General features: G+C 72.9%; 19 protein-coding genes and 1 tRNA gene. 16 read left to right on the plus strand and 4 right to left on the minus strand.

Going from position 1 to position 14,892, the window contains the following annotated elements; translation table 11 throughout:
- Window positions 1–32 precede the first annotated feature (32 nt).
- The 6 genes from ACQEUX_RS07550 to ACQEUX_RS07575 all read left to right on the plus strand — a co-directional run bounded on the left by ACQEUX_RS07550 (window position 33) and on the right by ACQEUX_RS07575 (window position 5,227).
- Window positions 33–128: transfer RNA gene (locus ACQEUX_RS07550), tRNA-Sec, on the plus strand.
- Window positions 129–150: 22 nt separating this feature from the next.
- On the plus strand, window positions 151–1,455 hold the full coding sequence (selA, locus tag ACQEUX_RS07555; protein WP_433043254.1) for an L-seryl-tRNA(Sec) selenium transferase: 1,305 nt from the start codon (window positions 151–153) through the stop codon (window positions 1,453–1,455).
- Window positions 1,456–1,457: 2 nt separating this feature from the next.
- Complete coding sequence (selB, locus tag ACQEUX_RS07560) at window positions 1,458–3,212, plus strand: selenocysteine-specific translation elongation factor (RefSeq protein WP_433043257.1); 1,755 nt, start codon at window positions 1,458–1,460, stop codon at window positions 3,210–3,212.
- A 202-nt stretch (window positions 3,213–3,414) separates the two neighbouring features.
- Window positions 3,415–3,612, plus strand: coding sequence for a hypothetical protein (locus tag ACQEUX_RS07565; RefSeq protein WP_030327722.1), 198 nt, complete (start codon window positions 3,415–3,417; stop codon window positions 3,610–3,612).
- A gap of 79 nt (window positions 3,613–3,691) precedes the next feature.
- Window positions 3,692–4,969, plus strand: a complete 1,278-nt coding sequence (locus tag ACQEUX_RS07570; RefSeq protein WP_433043261.1) for a hemolysin family protein — start codon at window positions 3,692–3,694, stop codon at window positions 4,967–4,969.
- A 72-nt stretch (window positions 4,970–5,041) separates the two neighbouring features.
- Window positions 5,042–5,227: a hypothetical protein gene (locus ACQEUX_RS07575; RefSeq protein WP_433050002.1), complete on the plus strand. Its 186-nt coding sequence runs from the start codon at window positions 5,042–5,044 to the stop codon at window positions 5,225–5,227.
- A gap of 4 nt (window positions 5,228–5,231) precedes the next feature.
- On the opposite strand, the gene ACQEUX_RS07580 is transcribed toward ACQEUX_RS07575, so the two are convergent.
- Window positions 5,232–5,882 carry a hypothetical protein gene (locus tag ACQEUX_RS07580; protein ID WP_433043264.1) on the minus strand — a complete coding sequence of 217 codons (651 nt, stop codon included), beginning with the start codon at window positions 5,880–5,882 and terminating at the stop codon, window positions 5,232–5,234.
- A 134-nt stretch (window positions 5,883–6,016) separates the two neighbouring features.
- On the opposite strand from ACQEUX_RS07580, the gene ACQEUX_RS07585 reads away from it, so the two are divergent.
- A complete protein-coding gene (locus ACQEUX_RS07585) occupies window positions 6,017–6,220 on the plus strand; it encodes a hypothetical protein (RefSeq protein WP_433043267.1) in 204 nt (67 codons plus the stop codon).
- Here the strand turns inward: ACQEUX_RS07585 and ACQEUX_RS07590 are convergent, their stop codons facing one another.
- From ACQEUX_RS07590 to ACQEUX_RS07600, 3 genes are all read right to left on the minus strand, one after another.
- Window positions 6,221–6,697: a hypothetical protein gene (locus ACQEUX_RS07590; protein ID WP_433043270.1), complete on the minus strand. Its 477-nt coding sequence runs from the start codon at window positions 6,695–6,697 to the stop codon at window positions 6,221–6,223.
- Window positions 6,694–6,906, minus strand: a complete 213-nt coding sequence (locus ACQEUX_RS07595; protein WP_433043273.1) for a phosphatidylethanolamine-binding protein — start codon at window positions 6,904–6,906, stop codon at window positions 6,694–6,696. The genes ACQEUX_RS07590 and ACQEUX_RS07595 overlap by 4 nt, the downstream gene beginning before the upstream one ends.
- 99 nt (window positions 6,907–7,005) lie before the next feature.
- Complete coding sequence (locus ACQEUX_RS07600) at window positions 7,006–7,887, minus strand: universal stress protein (RefSeq protein ID WP_433043276.1); 882 nt, start codon at window positions 7,885–7,887, stop codon at window positions 7,006–7,008.
- Window positions 7,888–8,003: 116 nt separating this feature from the next.
- Here ACQEUX_RS07600 and ACQEUX_RS07605 point away from each other — a divergent pair, with 116 nt between their 5' ends.
- From ACQEUX_RS07605 to odhI, 9 genes are all read left to right on the plus strand, one after another.
- Window positions 8,004–8,750: an SAM-dependent methyltransferase gene (locus tag ACQEUX_RS07605; RefSeq protein WP_433043279.1), complete on the plus strand. Its 747-nt coding sequence runs from the start codon at window positions 8,004–8,006 to the stop codon at window positions 8,748–8,750.
- A gap of 71 nt (window positions 8,751–8,821) precedes the next feature.
- Window positions 8,822–9,994: a PP2C family protein-serine/threonine phosphatase gene (locus ACQEUX_RS07610; RefSeq protein WP_433043282.1), complete on the plus strand. Its 1,173-nt coding sequence runs from the start codon at window positions 8,822–8,824 to the stop codon at window positions 9,992–9,994.
- Between the two features lie 56 nt (window positions 9,995–10,050).
- Window positions 10,051–10,515 (plus strand): MarR family transcriptional regulator, encoded by a 465-nt coding sequence (locus ACQEUX_RS07615; RefSeq protein WP_433043285.1) that lies wholly within the window; start codon window positions 10,051–10,053, stop codon window positions 10,513–10,515.
- Window positions 10,516–10,806: 291 nt separating this feature from the next.
- Window positions 10,807–11,439 (plus strand): CDP-alcohol phosphatidyltransferase family protein, encoded by a 633-nt coding sequence (locus tag ACQEUX_RS07620; RefSeq protein WP_433043288.1) that lies wholly within the window; start codon window positions 10,807–10,809, stop codon window positions 11,437–11,439.
- Window positions 11,436–12,380, plus strand: a complete 945-nt coding sequence (locus tag ACQEUX_RS07625; protein WP_433043291.1) for a DUF881 domain-containing protein — start codon at window positions 11,436–11,438, stop codon at window positions 12,378–12,380. The genes ACQEUX_RS07620 and ACQEUX_RS07625 overlap by 4 nt, the downstream gene beginning before the upstream one ends.
- Window positions 12,377–12,709 (plus strand): small basic family protein, encoded by a 333-nt coding sequence (locus ACQEUX_RS07630; protein ID WP_030327710.1) that lies wholly within the window; start codon window positions 12,377–12,379, stop codon window positions 12,707–12,709. The genes ACQEUX_RS07625 and ACQEUX_RS07630 overlap by 4 nt, the downstream gene beginning before the upstream one ends.
- 11 nt (window positions 12,710–12,720) lie before the next feature.
- A complete protein-coding gene (locus ACQEUX_RS07635; RefSeq protein WP_433043294.1) occupies window positions 12,721–13,740 on the plus strand; it encodes a DUF881 domain-containing protein in 1,020 nt (339 codons plus the stop codon).
- 60 nt (window positions 13,741–13,800) lie between these two features.
- Entirely contained in the window at window positions 13,801–14,181 is a 381-nt protein-coding gene (gcvH, locus tag ACQEUX_RS07640) for a glycine cleavage system protein GcvH (protein WP_354996485.1), read from the plus strand.
- Between the two features lie 216 nt (window positions 14,182–14,397).
- Window positions 14,398–14,850, plus strand: a complete 453-nt coding sequence (gene odhI, locus ACQEUX_RS07645) for an oxoglutarate dehydrogenase inhibitor Odhl (protein ID WP_007071101.1) — start codon at window positions 14,398–14,400, stop codon at window positions 14,848–14,850.
- The last annotated feature ends 42 nt before the right edge of the window (window positions 14,851–14,892 follow it).

Raw genomic sequence — 14,892 nt, forward strand, 5'->3', positions numbered from 1 at the left:
GGGCCCGCCCGTGCTGTGATCGAATGTCCGATGGAGGCGTTCAGGCGGCTGGTGCCCCTCCCGGTCTTCAAAACCGGTGTGGTCCGGGACCCGGGCCAGGCGGGTTCGATTCCCGTCCGTCTCCGCCAACACGGGGCAGGAGATGACGCGATGGGCGACGGCCGGGTGGACCCGCGACGCCGGGTGCCCCGCACCGACACGCTGCTCGCCGACCCGCTGCTGGCCGCGGCCACCGCGACGTTCGGGCGCGACCAGGTGAAGGCGGTCATCGTCCGGGCGCAGGAGCGGGCCCGCCGCGGCGAGATCGGCCCGGACGAGGTCCGCGACGCCGCCATCGCGGCGCTACCCGCACCCGGCCCTCGCGCGGTCCTCAACGCCACCGGCGTCGTGCTGCACACCAACCTGGGCCGGGCACCGCTGTCGCCCGCCGCGGTCGCCGCCGTGGTGGCCGCGGCCGGGCACACCGACGTGGAGCTGGACCTGACCACCGGCCGTCGGGCCCGCCGTGGCCGTGCCGCCCTCGACGCGCTGGCCGCCGCCGTACCTGAGGCGGGTGCCGTGCACGTGGTCAACAACGGCGCCGCCGCGTTGGTGCTGGCCGCCACCGTGTTGGCCGCCGGCCGGGAGATCGTGGTCAGTCGGGGCGAGCTCGTCGAGATCGGGGACGGCTTCCGCCTGCCCGACCTGCTGGAGAGCACCGGCGCCCGGCTGCGGGAGGTGGGCACCACCAACCGCACCACCCTCGCGGACTACGCCGCCGCCATCAGCCCACAGACCGGCTTCGTCCTCAAGGTGCACCCGTCGAACTTCCAGGTCACCGGTTTCACCTCCGCCACCGGAGTCCGACAACTGGCCACACTCGGGGTGCCGGTGGTCGCCGACATCGGCTCCGGCCTGCTCGCCGCGGATCCTCTGCTGCCCGATGAACCGGACGCGGCGAGCACCCTGCGCGCCGGCGCCGCGCTGGTCACCGCCAGCGGCGACAAGTTGCTCGGTGGGCCGCAGGCGGGGCTGCTGCTCGGTGACGTCGAACTGATCGACCGGCTGCGCCGCCATCCGCTGGCCAGGGCTCTGCGGGTGGACAAGCTCACCCTGGCCGCGCTGGCCGCCACCCTGCACCAACCGGACACACCAACCCGGGTGGCGCTGCACGCCGACCCGGGTGCCCTGCACCGCAGGGTGGAGCGGCTGCGTGACCGGCTCGGCGCGGACGGGCGCAAGGCGGAGGTGGTGCCGGCGGTCGCGGTGGTCGGCGGCGGTGGCGCCCCCGGCGTGGAGCTGGACTCGTGGGCACTGAGCCTGCCCGAGCGGTACGCGGCGCCGCTGCGCACCGGAGACCAGCCGGTCCTCGGCCGGGTGGTGCGGGGTCGACTCCTGCTCGACCTGCGCTGTGTGCCGGCCGACGCCGACGAGGCGGTCCGAGCGGCCGTGCTGCGCGTACCCGGGGACGACTGAGAGTGTTCGTCGTCGCCACCGCCGGACACGTGGATCACGGCAAGTCGACCCTGGTCCGGGCGTTGACCGGAATGGAACCCGACCGGTGGGCCGAGGAACGCCGCCGGGGGATGACCATCGACCTGGGCTTCGCCTGGACGACACTGCCGTCCGGCGGCACCGTCGCCTTCGTCGATGTGCCCGGGCACGAGCGGTTCGTGCCGAACATGCTCGCCGGGGTCGGCCCGGTGCCGGCGGCGCTGATCGTGGTCGCCGCCGACGAGGGATGGAAGCCGCAGTCCGCCGAGCACCTGGCCGCGCTCGACGCGCTCGGTGTGGCGTACGGCCTGCTGGCGGTGACCCGCGCGGACCTGGCCGACCCCGGGCCGGCGGCGGCCCACGCCCGGGCCGAGATCGCCGCGACCAGCCTCGGCGCGGTGGAGGCGGTGGCGGTCAGCGGTCTGACCGGCGCCGGCCTGCCGGAGCTGCGTACTGCCCTGGACCGGCTCGCCACCCGACTGCCGGCCCCCACGGTGGACGAACCGGTCCGGCTCTGGGTCGACCGCAGCTTCACGGTGCGGGGCAGCGGCACCGTTGTCACCGGCACGCTGGGCGCCGGTCGCCTCCGGGTGGGCGACGCGCTGGAGTTGGCCGGCGCCGACGAACCGGTCCGGGTCCGGGGCCTGCACTCGCTCGGCCAGGCCAGGCCCGAAGCGGCGGCCGTGGCCCGGGTGGCGGTCAACCTGCGCGGTACGCCCCGCGACCGGCTCGGCCGCGGCGACGCGCTGCTCACGCCGGGCCGGTTCCACCGCACCGACCTCGTCGACGTCCGGCTCACCGGCGACCCGGCCGCCGACCTGCCCGCCACCCTCACCCTGCACGTCGGGTCGGCGGCGGTGCCGGTACGCGTCCGCCCGCTCGGCCCGGACACCGTACGGCTACGGCTGGCCCGCCCGTTGCCGCTGCTGGTGGGGGACCGGGCGCTGCTGCGTGACCCGGGCCGCCACCGTGTTGCCGGCGGAGTGCGGGTGCTCGACGTGGCGCCGCCACCGCTGGCCCGCCGAGGGGCCGCCGCCGCCCGCGCGCAGGTCCTCGCCGACCTGGACGGTCGACCCGACCTGGCCGGGGAGCTGCGCCGCCGCCGGCTGGTCCGGGCCGGTGCGCTGATCCGGATGGGCGTGCCGGTGCACGCCGAGCCGGTGGCCGGTGACTGGCTGGCCGACCCTGCGCACTGGCGGCGGCTCCGCGACCAGCTGACCTCGGAGGTCGCCCGTTACGCCGAGGAGCACCCGTTGGAACCCGGGATGCCGGTGGACGCGCTGCGCCAGCGCCTCGCCCTGCCCGACCGGGTACTGGTCGAGGCGCTGATCCGGCCACCCCTGCGGATCCACGCCGGGCGGGTCGGGGCGGCGGGCGCCGACGCGCTGCCCGAACCGGTGGCCCGGGCCGTGCGGCGGGTCCGCGCCGAGTACGGTGACCGGCCGTTTCGTGCCCCCGAGGCGGACCGCCTCGTCGACCTCGGCCTGGGCCCCCGGGAAATCGGAGCCGCGGTGCGTGCCGGCGCCCTGCTGCGGCTGGCCGACAACGTCGTGCTGCTGCCCCACGCACTCGACGACGCGGTCCGGGTGCTGGCCGGGCTGCCCCAACCGTTCACCCTCTCCGCGGCCCGGCAGGCGTTGGACACCACCCGCCGGGTCGCGGTGCCGCTGTTGGAGTTGCTGGACCGTCGAGGCGCGACCCGACGACTGCCCGACGACGTGCGGATCGTCATCACCTGAGTAAGGCGTTCCCGGCACGCGTCAGAGGTGCTGTCGGCGGGCGAGGCCGCCGACCTTGTCGAACGAGGTGCCCTCCGACCTCGCACGCGACGCTTGTCCTCCCGACCACCTGGTCGTTTCCCTTTGCTCTGCTTCAACGGATGCAACAGTCGTGCCGGGCTAACCGGCCCCCGGGTCGACGCCGGTCACCTACGGTGACGCCATGGACCCTTCGGCGGTCTGGCGGGACAGGCAGCACCGGTGGCGGATCGAGGCGTACCGCGCGCCGGACCTGCGGTTCGCCATCTACGCCACCAACGGCCCCACCGAGTCGGTGCCGCTCTGGCTGTTCGGTATGTCGGCGCTGGCCCGGTGGCTGATGACCCACGCCATCTCGCTGGACGACCTGGAGGTCGACTGAGCGGGGCGCGGGCGCAAACCGGACCCGGAGCCGGCCCCGCTGCGGTTGAGTGACCTGAGGCGGCGGACGGGGGTGCGCGATGGGCGGTCAGCTCGGGCAGTTGGCACTGGTGGCCGTGCTGGTGCTGGTCAACGCCGCGCTCTCCGGCAGTGAGATGGCGCTGGTGACGTTGCGCGAGGGACAACTGCGGCGGCTGGGCCGGCGGTCCCGCGCCGGTGACCGGTTGGTGCGGCTGTCCCGCGACCCGAACCGCTACCTGGCCACCATTCAGCTCGGCATCACTCTGGCCGGGTTCCTCGCGTCGGCGGCTGCCGCGGTGTCCCTGGCCGGGCCGCTGATCGGTCCGCTGGGTTTCCTCGGCGGCGCGGCCCGCCCCGCCGCGGTCCTGCTGGTGACCGTGCTGCTGACCTTCGTCACGCTGGTGCTCGGGGAGTTGGCCCCGAAGCGGCTGGCCATGCAGCGGGCAGAGCGGTGGGCGCTGCTCAGCGCTGGCCCGCTGGACCTGCTCGCCCGAGTGTCCCGACCGGCGGTGTGGCTGCTCAGCCGCGCCACCGACGCGGTGGTACGGCTGGCCGGCGGTGACCCGCGTGCCAACCGGGAGGAGATGACCGAGGATGAGCTGCGGGAGATGCTGGCCAGCCAACGCGGCCTGTCGGCGCAACAGCGGGAGATCCTGACCGGGGCGTTCGACATCGCGGGCCGGACGCTGCGGGAGATCCTGGTGGCCCGGCGGCAGGTGACGACGCTGCCGGCCGACCTGACCGCCGACGAGGGCGTACATCGGCTCGCCGCCGCCGGGCGGTCCCGCGCTCCGGTCACCGGCCCCGGCGGGCTGGACGAGGTGCTCGGTGTGGTGCACATCCGTGACCTGGTGCAGGCCGGCTCCGCCAGGGTGGGCGAGCGGGTCCGGTCGCCGCTGCTGCTGCCGGTGACCCTGCCGGTCGCCGACGCGTTGCGTCAGCTTCGTCAGGAGCATCAGCAACTGGCCCTGGTGGTGGACGAGCACGGCGGCGTCGACGGCATGGTCACCATGGAGGATCTGTTGGCCGAGGTGGTCGGCGAGTTGTACGACGAGACCGACCGCGACGTGCACGGGGTGATTCGGGAACCGGACGGCTCGTTGCTGGTGCCCGGTGACTTCCCACTGCACGACCTGCCCGATCTCGGGGTGCGGCTGAGCTTCCCGTTGTCACGGGACTACACCACGGTGGCTGGGCTCGTGCTGGCCCGGCTGCGGCACCTGCCAAGCGAGCCGGGAGAGATGGTGCGGTTGCCCGGGTTGACCCTGGAGGTGGTGGAGGTGGCCGACCGGGCGGTGCGCCAGGTACGGCTGCGCGGGTTCGTCGGGGATCGCTGAGCACCACCCGGACGGGGGACAGTACGCCCGAATCGTCCCCCGGGTGGATGCGGGCTGCCTACGGTGCGATACGTGAAGGACCGAGGATTGCGTACGTTCGTCACGGTGCTGGCCGGCCTCGCGGTGATCTACTTCGGTAGTGCCGGCCGCAGCCCCGAGGAGGGCCCGGGTATCTCCGGCGGGGTGGTGATCCTGGCGTTGCTCGCCGCGTTGCTGGTGTGGCACCTGACCCGGCCGGGGGACAAGACGGTGAAGTGAGCGCTCAGCGGGCGGCGACGCGGGTGATCTCGCCGGCGGACTCCTCGCCGAGCGCCACCCGTACCAGCGCTGAGGCGAGCCGCCCGAAGTCCGGCTCGTCGACGAGACCGGCCAACCTGTCCGGAGAGCCCGGTAGGCCCAGCCGCTTCGCCCCGGCCAGGGCCCGACGGTCGGCGTACGGGCGCAGGTCCGACCAGACCGTCTGCGCTTCGCGCAGGTAGATGTCCGCGCCGGTGGGGCCGATGCCGGGGAACTCGGTGAGCCGCCGCCGCAGCCCGGCGGGGTCGCCCTGGGCCTCCCGGTGCAACCGGCGCAGGTCACCGTGCCAGCGGTCCAGGCAGAGCCGGGCGCCGGTGCCGAGCATGGTGGCGGTCCGCTCGTCGTAGCGGCGGTAGTGACCCCGGCCCAGCGCGTCGACGCGTTGCTGCCAGCTGGCCGACTCCATCGCCTGGGGCGTGCGGTAGCCCGCGGCGAACAGCTCCCGCGCGGCGTCCACCGCCACGCACGCCCGGATCCGGGTGCTCAGCAGGGTGGCCAGCACCAGCAGTTGGTAGAGCGGCCCAGGACGGTCGGACAGCCGGATGCCGGCCTCCTCCGCGTACGTGCGGCCACGCCGGTCCAGCAGGACCCGTACCACCGTTCGATCGTTTCCCACACCGACCGGGTACCCGATCCGTCACCCGCTAGCCGTGTCGCCGGTGACCCGGGCCGGAATGCCGCCGGTGCGGGCGGGTATGCCGGCTTTGGAGGCGGTCGATGCCGCCTGCCGTACCCGGAAGGGAGACACCCGTGGTCAATCCGCAGCAGGAAGAGTTCCGGCGCAACGCCAAGGGCGCCACCAGCCAGGACAGCAAGGGGCCCAAGCCGACCGGGCACCCGCTCAACCGTGGCTCGTCGCGCGGCGACGAGGGTCGGCCGGTGCCCAAGGGGCAGGTGTCGCCGTACGGCCCGGCCGGTGAACCGATAGCCGAGGACGACAGCGACACCCGGTAACTAGCGACCGCGACCCGACGGCCGCCGCAACCTGTTCCAGGTTGCGGCGGCCGTCAGCCCGTAGGCGAGGTGCGGGATGATGTCGGAGATCCAGTCGGAGCGCCGCCACGTGCGTGGGTCGCTGATCCCGAGCGCGGTGATCGACCCGTCGGTCATCGTCATGACGCCGGCGCCGAGCACGCCGGTGGCCATCGGGAGTGGCTGGCGCCGACCGCCGGCGTAGAGCGCGAACGCGACGCCCGCGGCGATACCCAGCCCGTAGCCGATCAGGGGCCCGAGGCCCGAGCGGCGGTTGGCCGCCCGGGCCCCGGACCCCAGGTCCACGTGCGCGATCCCGGCCAGCCGGTCGACGGTCTCCTGCGGGACGTTGCTCTCCGGTCGTGCCCGTAGCGCCATGTCGAGGTAGCTGACCACGTTCAGCGCGGTGCTGCCGACGGCGCCCGCGATGGCGCCGTCGGTCACGTCGACCCTCCTCACTTCGGGTCGCCCGGTTCGCGCTCGCTCTTGGGGCCGTACGTGCGGTCGCCGCGCACCACGCCCCGTTGGCCGCGATCCTCCTGGAGGATCCTGTTGGCGACCTGGTTGGCCTTGCCGTCGGGTACCTGGCGTCCGGAGTCGTCGATCGCGTTGCGCAACCGCGCCCGCTGCTTGTCGTAGGCGTTACTGCCCGGCCGTGGTCCTGGCATCTGTTGCCTCCTTCGTCGGTCCGGCATCCGCTGCCGCCTTCGGTGGCCATGGGCGTACCGCGGCCGTCTACCCGCCTGGCGGGGAGCCAACCCCGGGTCTCAGCGGGGAGCGCGGACCACGGCGACCGGGCAGTGTGCGTGGTGCAGCACCGACTGGCTCACCGATCCCAGCAGCAACCCCGTCACCTCGCCGCGCCCCTGCCCACCCACGACCACCAGTTGCGCGGACCGGGACGCCTCGGCGAGCACGGCACCCGTCCGGCCGTGCACCGCCCGGCAGGTCAGCCGCAGCCGGGGATGGTGCTCGGTCAGCCCGGTCAGCCACCCGGCGAGCATCCGCTCCTGCTCGCCGTGCAGCTTCGCCTCGTCGTACACCAGGGGTTGCATGTCGCCCGGGCCGCTGCTGCCCGGGTGCCGGTAGGCGTGCACCGCCACCAGCGGGACGCCGCGCGACACGGCGGTCTCGGCGGCGAAGTCGGCCGCCAGCCGGGCGGCCTCCGAACCGTCCACCGCGACCAGCACCGGCTCGTCGGTCCGTTGCTCGCCGCGGGCGACCAGCACCGGGCAGTCGGCGTACGCGGCGACCTGCACCGCGACCGAGCCGACGATCAGCGCGGAGAAGCCGCCCAGCCCACGGTCGCCGAGCACGATGAGCGCGGCGGTGGGGGATTCGCCCACCAGCACCGCGGCGGCCTCACCGTCGATGATCTCGCCGGAGATCGACAGCCCCGGTGCGGTCGCCTCGGCCTCGGCCACCGCGGCCTCGACCAGTTCCTCGGCCTGGTGGCGCAGTCCACCGCCGGGTGGCGCGTCCGGGGCGGGGGAGACCGGCACGTGCAGCAGCGGCCAGATGAACCCGTGCACGACCCGCAGTGGCCGCTGCCGGCGCGCCGCCTCCGTGGCGGCGAGCCGCACGGCGCGCAGCGCCGGCTCCGAGCCGTCCACGCCGACCACCACCGCTGCGTTGTTCGCCGAGTTCACCGCTCACCTCCGCCCGCGGCCAGTATCCCGGGCGCAGGCACCTCCGCGTCGCGATACCGCTGAGCAAGCTCGGGTCGGTACGCTGGCGGCGACCGGTCGGGGAGGGAGCGTCGTCGATGGGTGAACCGGACCAGCCGAGCACCGCACGCATGATCGACTTTTGGCTCGGCGGGGAGCACCACTTCCCGGTCGACGTGGCCGCCGCGAGGGCGTTCGAGCAGGCGTACGGGCCGTGCGCGCCGGTGTTCCGGGAGCTGCGGGCCTTCCTGGGTCGCACGGTGCGGGCCATGGCCGGGCAGGGCGTGGACAACTTCCTGGTGTTCGGTGCCGGGGTGCCCACCATGGGCAACGTGCACGAGGTCGCCACCGACGCGACAGTTCTCTACACCGACGTCGACCCGGTCACCATCCGGCTGGGGCAGAGCATCCTCGCCGGAAGCGACCGGGCCGGCTACGGCTTCGGTGACGCGACCGACATCGGCACGATCGACCCGGCGCAGCTGCACCGGTTCGTTCCGGGCTGGGGTCGGCGGCCGGTCGGGCTGGTCTTTCTCGGGCTCGCCGCGTTCCTCGACGACGCCACGCTGACCCGCACCCTCGACGAGATGTACGCCGAAGCGGCGCCGGGCAGTCTGCTCGCCGTGGACTTCGACACCGAGGAGTTGGCCGGTCACCCGCAGGCGCTGGCGATGATGGGGCCGCAGTTCCGGATGCGTCCACCGGCGGCGTTCGCGCCACTGCTGGGTCGGTGGGCGCCGACGGCGGACGGGATCGTCCCGGTCGCCCAGTGGCGGCCGGACGGTCCGGCGGCGCGGGTGCCCGACGCGTTCCACGGCGTGCTCGCGACCCGCGGCGGCGACTGACCGCCGGGATTCCCCGTCCGAGGGCGTCCGTATGATGCTTGCCCTGTAGCAAGCTTCTCGAGAGGACGACCATGGTGGACGCGCCGGACGTGGTGTCGCGCGCGCTGCGCGAGGCCCCGCCCGACCAGCTGGCGGAGGCGGCGGACCGGGCGATCCGGTCGACGATGGGCGCGCTCCGCACCGACGTGTTCGTCGCCGACTACCGGATCAGCGGGCTGTGGCCGGTACTCGATCCGGACCTGCCGGCCGCCGGGTTCCTGGCCTGCCACACCGTGGCGCAGCGCTGCTTCAGCAGCCAGCAACCGGTGCGTGACGGCGAGGGCCCGTGCCGCCTCTACCTGCCGCTGACGATGTGGGGGGAGCGGCTGGGCGTGCTGCTGATCGAGCTTCCCGCCGTACCGGGTCCGACCGTCACCGGCCGTGCGACGGACATCGCCGCTGCCGTGGCGGTTGCCATGCGTGCGGCGGACCGGGAGACCGACCGTTACCAGCGGGCCCGTCGTCGCGAGCGACTGACGATGGCCGCCGAGATGCAGTGGGACCTGCTGCCCGGCCGCGGTGTGGGGCACCACGCGTTCGATCTGGCCGGTCAACTCGAACCGGCGTACACGGTGGGCGGTGACCACTTCGACTGGTCTCTGGACGGGGACCGTCTCACCGTGACGGTGCTCAACGGCGAGGGCAGTGGCCTGGCCGCGTCGATGCTGACCGCCGTCACCGTGAACGCGATGCGCAACGCGCGGCGCTCCGGCGGCGGCCTGGTGGAGCAGGCCGAGCTGGCCTCGGACACGGTCTTCTACCAACACCGGGGCCGCCGGCACGTGGCCACCCTGCTGCTCGAGGTGGACACCCGCACCGGCCGGGTACGGGCGGTCGACGCGGGATCCCCGCACCTGCTGCGGATGCGCGGGTCCGTGGTGGAGCCCATGAAGCTGGATCAGCAGCTGCCGCTGGGCATGTTCGCGGAGACCCGTTACGAGTTGCAGGAGTTGTGGCTCGCACCGGGTGACCGCCTCTTCGTGGTCAGCGACGGGGTGTGGGCCGCGGAGCCGCCGGGTCAGGAGCCGTACGGACAGCGGGTGATGGCCCGTTCCCTGCGCGCCACGCGGTTGCAGCCGCCGGCCGAGGCAGTTGGTACGGTGATGCGCGAACTGCACGCCTACCACGCGGACTCCGATCTGCGCGACGACGCCGTCGTGGTCTGTCTGGACTGGCACGGTCCGCGTGAGCGGGGCGGCGGGTGAGGGTCGCCGCCGCTCCTCCGGGCGGGCACCAGCGCGACGACGGCAGGGGACATCGGGTGGAGCGACCTGCGGATCTCGCCGCGGCGATCGACGCGGCTGCCGGGACACTGATCGCCGTGCTCGACTCGGCCGCGTCGCGGCACCAGCTGCCGCCCACCCAGTTGAGGGTGCTGACGCTGATCAGCAACCGGCAGCAGACAAACGTCAACGGGTTGGCCGAGCTGCTGGACGTGGTGCCCTCGTCGGCGAGCCGCCTCTGCGACCGGCTGGAGGCGACCGGGCTGTTGCGCCGGGTGGCCGATCCACGGGACCGGCGTGAGGTGCGGTTGGTGCCGACCGCCGCCGCGCTGTCGCTGCTGGGGGAGTTGGCCGAGCGGCGGCATCGTGCGGTGCAGGCGGTGCTGGATCGGATGCCGGCGCGGACGCAGCACGATCTGTTGCTGGGGTTGGTCGCGTTCGCTCGGGCGGCGGCCCAGTCGGTGCCCGAGCAGCAGGTCGATTCGGCGGTACAGACCGCCTGAGGGCTTCCCCCGTTCCACTAGTATCCTAGGACGCTCTACGCGTGGTGATCCACACCACACTGCCGCAGAGCCGCACCGGCCACCGCACGGCGGCACCAGGGGAGCCGAGCGAAGCCCGATATAGTGACAGCGCACTTACCCGGCCCGCGATCATCGAGATCGCGGGCCGCATCAGGGAAGGGGCCCCGACCGGGGCCGCAGGGGAGCCGGCGATGGCCGGCCCGACAGCGCGTACGACCCCCAGCCGCGCCCGACGTCGGCCCGGGGCCCACGTGCCGTGGAGGAGGATCGGTGTCGCGTCGGCCGGCTCGGGCAGAGCAACCGCGGGACACCGGTGACCAGATCCCCGGCAACCAGGTGCTCACCCTGCCCAACCTGATCAGCTTCGGGCGGCTACTGGGCGTCCCGCTCTTCCTCTACCTGTTCCTGGTCGAGCGGGCCGACGTGGCGGCAGTCGTCGTGCTCGCCATCGGCGGCACCACCGACTGGGTCGACGGCTGGATCGCGCGCCGTCTGCGCCAGGTGAGCCGACTCGGGGAGCTGCTCGACCCGCTGGCCGATCGGCTCTACATTCTCGCCACCCTGGTCGCCTTCACCGCGCGGGAGGTGGTGCCGTGGCAGTTCACGGCGGCGCTGCTGGCCCGTGAGCTGCTCCTGCTCGGTTCACTGGCGGTGCTGCGTCGCTACGGGTACGGGCCGCCGCCGGTGCACTACGTGGGCAAGACCGCCACGTTCCTGTTGCTCGCGGCGTTCCCGGTGCTGCTGTTGGCCACCGCGGCGACCGACGTGGCGACGGCGGCGAGCGCCATCGGCTGGGCATTGGCCTGGTGGGGTCTGGTGCTCTACTGGGTGGCCGGCGGGATGTATGTCGTGCAGGCGGCCCGACTGGTGCGCGCGGCACGCGGCCCGGGAGCGGCGGCGTGAGCGCGCCCCGGCCCAGGAAACCCCGCCAGGACCGGGTGTACGCGCCGGATTTCCTCACCGAGCTGTTTCGCAACCCGCTGGACCCGGGGTATGCGGACGCGGCGGCTGCCCGTCGACGGTCGGCCTCCACGGCGCCATCCCGGGGGTGGCGTGCCTGGCCGGCACGGTCGGTCAGCCTCGTCGTGGTGGTGATGCTCGGTTTCCTGTTCGCGGTCGCGTACCGGCAGACGATGGCGGACGAGCCGGGGCGCAGCCAGGCGCGTTCCGGTCTGGTGGCGCAGATCAAGGAGCGGGAGAGCGAGACCGACCGGTTGTCGACGCGCGCGGACCAGCTGCGCGAGGAGGTCAGTCGGCAGCGGGACGCGGCGTTGAGCGGGTCGGCGGCGGCTCGGCTGCGGGACCTGGAGGCGAGCACGGGGCTGGGTCGGGTGCGCGGCGATGGTGTGGTGGTGCGGTTGGCGGACGCGCCGGACAACGCGGATGCGGTGACCGGCGCTGGCGCTGGGCCGCCGCGGGTGCTCTACAGCGACCTGCAGGGGGTGGCGAACGCGTTGTGGAGTGCCGGCGCGGAGGCGATCGCCATCAACGGGCAGCGGTTGACGTCGACGTCGACGATCCGGTCGGCGGGTGAGGCGATGCTCGTGGATTTCCGGCCGGTGACCGGGCCGTACGAGGTGTCGGCGATCGGTCCGAGTTCGATGCGTCGCAAGTTCGACGACAGCCGTAACGCGGCGCTGATGCGGGAGGTCGCGCAGAAGACCGGGTTGTCGTTCGGTGTGCGGGAGGCGGACGACCTCACCCTGCCGGCGGCTCCGGAGCCGCAGCTACGCTACGCCAAGCCGTCGGTCAGTCCGAGCCCTTCCGCGTCGGGTGTCCGGTCCGGCAGTCCTGGGTCGTCCGGTCCGACGACGACCGCTAGCCCCTCCGGAGGTGGCCGATGATCGCGGTGCTGGCGTTGCTCGCCGGTGTGGTGCTCGGTGTGTGGCTCGATCCCACGGTGCCGGCGGCGTTGCAGCCGTACCTGCCGATCGCGGTGGTGGCCGCGTTGGACGCGGTGTTCGGTGGTGTGCGGGCGAGGCTGGACCGCATCTTCGACGACAAGCAGTTCGTGGTGTCGTTCATCTCGAACGTGCTGGTCGCTGGTCTGATCGTGTATCTGGGTGACCAGCTGGGGGTGGGCGGGCAGTTGTCCACCGGTGTGGTCGTTGTGCTCGGGGTGCGCATCTTCGGCAACGTGGCGGCGATCCGTCGGCACCTGTTCCGGGCGTAGGTTGGAATGCGATGAGTGACGAGCAGACCGACACGGGGACCGGGTGGCCACAGCCGGCGGGGCCGGCGCGGCCGGGTGGGCCGGCGGGTGAGCCGGATCCGCGGCCCGATGCGCCGGATCCGGACGAGTTGAGCCCGTTGGCTCCGCAGGAGCCCGCGGAGCGCGAGTCGGGGCGCCCGGACGATGAGCCCGCCGTGGAGCCGGGTGTGGAGCCGGTCGACGACAACGCGACGGTGGACCTGAGCGGGGCCTCGCGGCCGGGGGAGCCGGTGGCGGGTTCCGACGGGTTGGCGGAGCCGGCCGGGGAGTCGGCGGCGCTGGTGGCGGCGGGTCGGTCCCGGTGGAGTGCGGCCGGGGTGATGATCGCGGCGTTGTTGGCGTTGCTGGGCTTCACGTTGGTGGTGCAGTTGAAGACGACGTCGACGGATCCGACGTTGGGGGCGACGCGTCAGGAGGACCTGGTCCGGATCCTGTCGGATCTGGATGCGCGGGAAAACCGTCTTCAGCAGGACATCCGCGCCCTGGAGGACAGCCAGCGGCAGTTGCGTTCGGGTGAGCAGGGCCGTCAGGCGGCGTTGGACGAGGCGACGCGGCGGGCGGACGAGTTGGGCATCCTGGCGGGTACGTTGCCGGCGGTCGGGCCGGGGTTGACGGTGCAGTTCGACGCTGGTGCCAAGCCGATCTCGGCGAACCGGGTGCTGGACGCGGTGCAGGAGCTGCGGGGTGCGGGCGCGGAGGCGATGCAGATCTCCGGCGGTGACCGGGCCACGGTGCGGGTCATCGCGTCGACGTACTTCCTCGATGGGGACAACGGGTCGTTGGTGGTGGAGGGGCGTCGGTTGACGGCGCCGTTCACGATCACGGTGATCGGTGATCCGGCGACGATGCGTACGGCGTTGAACATTCCTGGTGGGGTGGTGGCGTCGGTCCGGGGTGGCGGCGGTAACGTGACGTTTGGGGAGCGTGAGGTTGCCGAGGTTTCGGCGCTGCACGTGCCGATCAAGTTGGAACACGCCCGTCCGGTCTCCTGACCGGCGCGGCCGCCCCGGACCCGGGTGGTCCGGGGCACCGATGGATGAAGGACGCGTCTGGTGATTCCCGAGGATCTGCGATACACCGCCGAGCATGAGTGGGTGGCGGGTGACGGCACGGGTTCGATCCGGGTCGGTATCACGCACTTCGCGCAGGACGCGCTGGGTGACATCGTGTACGTGCAGTTGCCCGAGGCGGGTGCGGTGGTCGCGGCCGGTGACTCCTTGGGTGAGATCGAGTCGACCAAGAGTGTGTCGGAGATCTACGCGCCGGTCGCCGGTACGGTCGCGGCGCGCAACGAGGCGCTGGGTGACACGCCTGAGCTGATCAACACTGATCCGTACGGTGAGGGTTGGTTGGTGGAGATCACGCCGAATGATCCGACGGCGACGGACGGGTTGCTCACGGCCGGCGCGTATCAGAAGATCACCGAAGGCTGAGTGTGCTTGATCCGGCGCGTGGGATGTCTGCGCGCGTCCGGTTGCCCTGCATTTCGGCGCTGGCTAGGCTCGCCCAGTCGACCGAGAACCCAAATAGTTGAGCGTTGCGGAATTGCCTTCCCGGGCACGGGGAGCCAGCCGCCGGGTGTTCGAGTGCCCGGCGGCCAGACCCGCCATTACCCCGACGCCGACCGAACAGATCCGTGAGGTGGTCCCATGACGCGGCCAGACGACGAGTTCCCCCCGCTCGACGTCACTTCGACGCTCAATCTCGGTTCGCTCGACGAAGTGCTGGAGGGGCCGGACACCGATGTGGTGCCGAGCCGGATGTCCGGTTCGTTGCCGCCGGGTATGGCGCTGCTGGTGGTTCGTCGAGGCCCGAATGCGGGTGCCCGGTTCCTGTTGGACCACGATGTGACGACCAGTGGCCGGCATCCGGACAGTGACATCTTCCTCGATGACGTGACGGTGTCGCGTCGGCACGCGGAGTTCCACCGTGATGGTGGCACGTTCACGGTGCGGGACGTGGGCAGCCTGAATGGCACGTACGTGAATCGCGAGCGGGTCGAGGCGGCCACGTTGAGCAATGGTGACGAGGTCCAGATCGGTAAGTTCCGGGTTGTGTTCATCGCCGGTCCGCGCCCGGAGGAAGAGGCCGGCCGGGGGTGAACGAGCCTGCGGCCTCCACGTCACCCGGGGCGGCCCGGTCTC

Origin of the sequence: Micromonospora sp. CA-259024 (assembly GCF_050936255.1) — a bacterium.
Classification (GTDB): Bacteria; Actinomycetota; Actinomycetes; order Mycobacteriales; family Micromonosporaceae; genus Micromonospora.